The sequence below is a fragment of the Acinetobacter sp. AKBS16 genome (assembly GCF_002899995.1).
Classification (GTDB): Bacteria; Pseudomonadota; Gammaproteobacteria; order Pseudomonadales; family Moraxellaceae; genus Acinetobacter; species Acinetobacter baumannii.
Genome location: NZ_POYH01000101.1, coordinates 129,077 through 134,141 on the forward strand (window position 1 = coordinate 129,077; position 5,065 = coordinate 134,141).

A 5,065-nucleotide genomic window follows, 5' to 3' on the forward strand; every position below is an offset into this window, starting at 1 on the left:
GACAGTTAAAGCCTGCTTTTCATTTTGGAGGCCGTCTCTGGGACCGACCTCCACGATTTTGACAAATTCACTCATGCAACTTCCTCCTGAGCAGGCTGAAATTCCACAAGCTCATCGCCAGCTTTGACCTGATCGCCCACTTGGAAATAGGAGTCTACAATCACGCCGTCTTTAGGGGCGCGGATGGTATATTCCATTTTCATTGCTTCAAGCGTCATTAAAATATCGTCTTTCTTCACGCTATGATTTGCACTGACTAGCACTTGAGTGACCACGCCCGGCATTGGGGCTTTTAAGTGACCTTCATCGGCTTGGCTATCTGCCTGATTAAAGTCTTGGCGGATATAAGCAAACTTATAGCTTTGACCATTTTGGAACAAAGTAATGCCTTGCTGACTTTGGTTAAAAGGTAGCTTTTGCTGAGTCTCACCAATTTGAACAGAGGCAGTATGTGCATCAAGCAATTGACCTGAAATTGGGTAGCTTTGACCGTTATATTCTGCGGTGAAGCCATCTTCATTTGAGGCAAATTTGATTTGAATATTTTGGTTTAAATAGTTCAGTTTAATGCTGTGCTGATAAGCAATATTTAAACGCCAAAGCGGCTGAGCTTGCCAAAGCTGTTTTTGGCTTGAGCTGTTGTTATTAAGTTGGCTTAAAAACTCAATAAATGCTGCGGCTACCACAAGTTCCGGTTTGATCTCTTCAGGGCTAAACAAGAAGTTTTGTTCACGCTGAATCAGGTTGGTATCAAGCTTGGCTTGTTTAAACGATTCGCTACGAACAATTTTTTCAAGAAAAGCAATGTTGTTGCCTAAACCATCGACATGGAATTGGCTTAAAGCATTTTGCATTTGAATAAGCGCAGCTTCACGGTTTTTACCCCATACGATGAGTTTGGCAATCATTGGGTCGTAATAGGTCGTGATTTCATCGCCTTCAATAATACCGCTGTCTACACGCACATATTGGTTTTGAGTTGGATAGCGCAAATAGTCGATTTTACCAATAGCAGGTAAAAAGCCTTTTTCTGGTTCTTCAGCGTAAATCCGCGCTTCAAGCGCATGTCCGTGAATTTTTAATTCGTTTTGTAGTTTAGGTAAAGGTTCGCCATAAGCGACGCGAAGTTGCCACTCGACCAAGTCTTCACCTGTAATCATTTCAGTAACAGGGTGCTCGACTTGCAGACGGGTATTCATTTCCATGAAATACGCCGTTCCGTCTTGTTCCACAATAAACTCAACCGTACCTGCACCAACATAATTTACCGCTCGTGCAGCATCAATTGCAGCTTGGCGCATTGCATCGAGCTTTTCGCTTGGCATTTGTGGAGCAGGGGCTTCTTCTAGCACTTTTTGGTGGCGGCGTTGTACTGAACAGTCGCGTTCAAACAAATGTACGTAGTTGCCATGTGTATCGCCAAACACTTGCACTTCAATATGGCGCGGTTGAATCACATAACGCTCAATCAAGACATCATCATTACCAAAACTCGATTTGGCCTCACGTTTACAAGAGGCTAAGGCATGCAGAAAATCTTCACTGCGTTCAACCAGACTCATGCCTTTACCACCGCCGCCAGCACTCGCTTTAATTAAAACAGGATAGCCAATTCGGTCTGCCTGTTGCTTTAAAAAGTCCGCATCTTGGTTGGTTCCGTGATAACCCGGTGTTAAAGGGACACCAGCTTTTTCCATTAAAGCTTTAGAGGTTGCTTTTAAGCCCATCGCTAAAATGGCATCCACTGGCGGGCCAATAAAGCAAATGTTGTGTTGTTGGCAAGCGAGTGCGAACTGGTCGTTTTCAGAAAGGAAGCCGTAACCCGGATGAACCGCTTGGCTGCCTGTATCAATGGCAGCTTGAATAATACGATCAACCTGTAAATAACTTTGTGTTGCAGGGGACTGACCAATATAAACCGCTTCATCTGCAAGTTTGACGTGTTGGGCATTTGCATCTGCATCTGAGTAAACGGCAACCGTTCTAATACCTAATTTTTTAGCTGTACGAATTACGCGGCAGGCAATCTCGCCACGGTTCGCAATTAAAATCTTTTCAAACATGATGATCGTCCTTAATTGTTGTTATTCGAGTTAGAAACCCAAGCAGGCTGTTGTTTATTTAAAAAGGCACTTAGACCTTCTTTTGCTTCGCCGCCTTGACGAACTTGAGCAATATGATGTGCTGTCTGTTGCAGCAAGTCATTGCTCATGGTCTGGTTACTCACCATTTGAATGAGTTGTTTTGAAGCCGCTTGAGCGTGCGGGCCACCGAGTAATAGAGCATCAACAATTTCTTGAACTTTTTTATCTAAGTCTTCAGCATCTGCTACTTCGTGTACTAAACCAATTTGTTTGGCTTCACGAGCTGAAATCCGCTCGGCAGTTAAGAAGTAACGAGAGGCTTGTCTTGCACCAATCGCACGAATCACGTAGGGACTAATGGTAGATGGAGCAAGACCTAAACGAACTTCAGAGGTTGCAAACTTGGCATCAGTGCTGGCAATGCAAATATCACATGCCGACGCTAAGCCCATACCGCCGCCAAAGGCAATGCCATGCACGCGGGCAATAGTCGGTTGTTTAAGTGTTGCAAGTGCATCAAGCATTTGCGCAAGTTTTAATGCATCTGCTTCATTTTCAGCTGAAGATGCCTGACCTGCCTGTTTCATCCAGTTGAGGTCGGCACCTGCCGAAAAGCTTTTGCCACGACCAGCTAGAACCACAACACGAATGTCATCACGTGTATTAATTTGCTTAAAGCAAGTATGCAATTCTTCAATGACTGTCGTATTAAAAGCATTGTGCAATTCAGGGCGGTTCAGCCATACATAGGCAACCTGACCTTGTTGTTCGAGTTGTAAAAATTGATAGCTCATATACACCTCTTACATGCGGAACACGCCAAATTTGGTTGGCTGGATTGGAGCGTTCATGGCAGCTGCAAGACTTAAACCAAGTACATGACGAGTTTGAGCTGGATCAATTACACCGTCGTCCCAAAGGCGGGCAGAAGCATAGTATGGATGGCCTTGACGCTCGTATTGTTCACGAATTGGTTGTTTAAATTCGTCTTCTTCTTGCGCTGACCACTGGGCACCTTTTTGCTCAATTTGATCTCGTTTTAAAGTCGAAAGTACGCTCGCTGCTTGTTCGCCGCCCATCACTGAAATACGAGAGTTCGGCCATGTCCATAAAAAGCGTGGTGAATAAGCACGGCCACACATACCGTAGTTACCTGCACCAAATGAACCACCAATAATCAGGGTGAGTTTAGGTACATTTGCAGTGGCAACTGCCATCACCAGTTTAGCGCCGTGTTTGGCAATCCCTTCATTTTCATACTGGCGACCAACCATAAAGCCGGTGATGTTTTGTATAAATAACAATGGAATATTGCGCTGTGTGCATAGCTCAATAAAGTGCGCGCCTTTTTGAGCAGACTCGGAAAATAAAATTCCGTTATTGGCAATAATGCCGACTGGCATGCCGTAGAGAGAAGCGAAACCCGTTACAAGTGTTGAGCCAAAGCGGGCTTTAAACTCGTCAAAACGAGAGCCGTCTACAATACGTGCAATGACTTCACGCACATCGAAAGGTTTACGCGCATCACTTGGCACCACGCCATAGAGTTCCGATGCATCAAATAATGGTTCATCAATTTGCTTATTTAACTCATTTGGCTTTTTATTTAAGTTTGCAACAATATTTCGCGCAATGGCAATTGCATGTTCATCATTTTCGGCTAAATGGTCAGCTACCCCTGAAAGACGTGTGTGAACATCACCACCGCCTAAATCTTCACTGCTCACCACTTCGCCAGTTGCAGCTTTTACCAGAGGAGGGCCACCTAAGAAAATCGTACCTTGATTACGTACAATAATGGTTTCATCAGACATGGCTGGTACATAAGCACCACCTGCGGTACAGCTACCCATCACCACAGCAATTTGGGCAATACCAAGACTCGACATGCGTGCCTGATTATAGAAAATACGCCCGAAGTGATCGCGGTCTGGGAAAACCTCATCTTGCATTGGTAAATAGGCACCGCCTGAATCTACTAAATAAATACAAGGCAAGTGATTTTGTTCAGCAATTTCTTGTGCGCGTAAATGCTTTTTAACCGTAAGTGGGTAATACGTTCCACCTTTAACCGTTGCATCGTTGGCAACAATCATGCAAGTGATGCCGTTGACCTGACCAATACCTGCAATCACACCCGCAGCAGGAACATCATCTTCATAAACGTTGTACGCTGCCAATTGACCAATTTCTAAAAATGCCGTGCCGACGTCAATGAGTTGATCAATACGTTCACGGGGTAAAAGTTTACCTCGAGCCAAATGTTTTTGACGGGCATTTTCACCACCGCCTAAAGCAATACGCTGGGCAACTTGTTTGAGATCTGTGACCAATGTTTGCATGGCTTGCTGGTTTGTTTTGAAGTCTTCGCTTCGAACATTAATCTTGCTTTGTAATTGGTTCATAAGATGCGTCCTTATTTATAATTATTATTTGGTTTCATTGAAAAGTTCGCGGCCAATCAGCATGCGGCGAATTTCAGAAGTTCCCGCGCCAATTTCATAAAGTTTGGCATCGCGCCATAAACGCCCAGCAGGGAATTCATTGATATAACCGTTGCCACCTAAAGTTTGAATTGCTTCACCCGCCATCCATGTTGCTTTTTCAGCAGCATATAAAATGGCACTTGCGGCATCTTTGCGTAGGCTGCGGTCATGGTCAGCTTTGTCACATGCAGCACCAACAGCATAAACGAGAGCTTTACATGCCAACCAAGTTGAATACATATCGGCAAGTTTGCCTTGCATAAGCTGGAATTCACCTAAAGCCTGACCAAACTGTTCACGCTGATGTAAGTAAGGAATAACGACATCTAAGCAAGCATCCATAATGCCTAAAGGTCCGGCACTTAAAACTGCTCGTTCATAGTCCAAACCACTCATGAGTACTTTAACCCCGTTACCCACACCACCAAGTACGTTTTCAGCAGGGACTTCTACATTGTCAAAGAATAGGGGGTAAGTGTTAGAGCCGCGCATACC

The 5,065-nt window shown here is 44.5% G+C and carries 5 protein-coding genes; all 5 read right to left on the reverse strand.

Features of this window, described 5'->3' with window-relative positions:
- Window positions 1-75 (reverse strand): hypothetical protein (locus C1642_RS20050; RefSeq protein ID WP_228154010.1); only part of this gene is annotated, 75 nt, incomplete at its 3' end.
- Window positions 72-2,063, reverse strand: coding sequence for an acetyl/propionyl/methylcrotonyl-CoA carboxylase subunit alpha (locus C1642_RS18735; protein ID WP_002133221.1), 1,992 nt, complete (start codon window positions 2,061-2,063; stop codon window positions 72-74). The genes C1642_RS18735 and C1642_RS20050, both read right to left, overlap by 4 nt.
- Before the next feature lie 11 nt (window positions 2,064-2,074).
- Window positions 2,075-2,878, reverse strand: a complete 804-nt coding sequence (locus C1642_RS18740) for an enoyl-CoA hydratase/isomerase family protein (protein ID WP_047480481.1) — start codon at window positions 2,876-2,878, stop codon at window positions 2,075-2,077.
- 9 nt (window positions 2,879-2,887) lie between these two features.
- Window positions 2,888-4,489 (reverse strand): carboxyl transferase domain-containing protein, encoded by a 1,602-nt coding sequence (locus C1642_RS18745; protein WP_103236747.1) that lies wholly within the window; start codon window positions 4,487-4,489, stop codon window positions 2,888-2,890.
- A gap of 24 nt (window positions 4,490-4,513) precedes the next feature.
- Window positions 4,514-5,065, reverse strand: a 552-nt coding sequence (locus tag C1642_RS20055; protein WP_265735001.1) for an acyl-CoA dehydrogenase family protein, incomplete at its 5' end; no start/stop codon positions are given.